A 716-nucleotide genomic window follows, 5' to 3' on the forward strand; every position below is an offset into this window, starting at 1 on the left:
CCCCATCGCGATCTTCGTGCTCGGCGACGCAACCTATTCAGTCCCCGTCCTGTTGTTCCAGCTCGCGATCCTTCAACCGCTGTCCCTCATATTCCTCGACGTTCAAACCCAACGGGTCAGCGCCGGAATCCTCGGTGTGCTCAAAGGCATCGCAACCAACCCGCTGATCCTCGCCTCACTCGCCGGCGTCATCGTAGCCACCACCGGAGTGAGCATCCCACAAACCGTGATGAACCCCATCGAAATCATCGGCGGAGCCGCCGTCCCGGCGATGCTCATGGCGTTCGGCATCTCACTCGTAGGCTCCAAGCCGCTACAGAAAGACTCGAGCCGCCGCACCGATGTGTTGCTCGCACTCACGTTCAAGCTCATCGTGCACCCGCTCATCGCGTGGTTGCTGGCCGCCGTCGTGTTCCAGCTCGATTCCGCCGGCATCTTCATGGCCGTGATCCTCGGCGTACTTCCCACCGCGCAGAACGTGTTTGTGACCGCAACCCACTACAAGCAAGGCATGGTCACCGCGAAAGACACCGTGTTGCTCTCAACCCTGCTCGGGGTGCCGCTCATGTTCATCTGCGCGATGATATTCGCGTGAAAACCGCTGGGCTGACGCAAGCGGCGTACGATGCGGTAGTGGCTCAGCCGGCCATGTAACCTCAGCTACTCAGCGGCCCGTGAAGCGGACGCGGATGCGGCGCACACGGCGCCGCAACTCG

Annotated in this window: 1 protein-coding gene; it reads left to right on the top strand. The window is 61.9% G+C overall.

The window, feature by feature from the left end; genetic code table 11:
• The coding region (locus HMPREF3160_RS04595) for an AEC family transporter (protein ID WP_176744703.1) at positions 1 to 595 on the top strand (595 nt) is incomplete at its 5' end.
• Positions 596 to 716 lie beyond the last annotated feature (121 nt).

The sequence above is a fragment of the Arthrobacter sp. HMSC06H05 genome, from assembly GCF_001807395.1.
Lineage (GTDB): Bacteria > Actinomycetota > Actinomycetes > Actinomycetales > Micrococcaceae > Pseudoglutamicibacter > Pseudoglutamicibacter albus.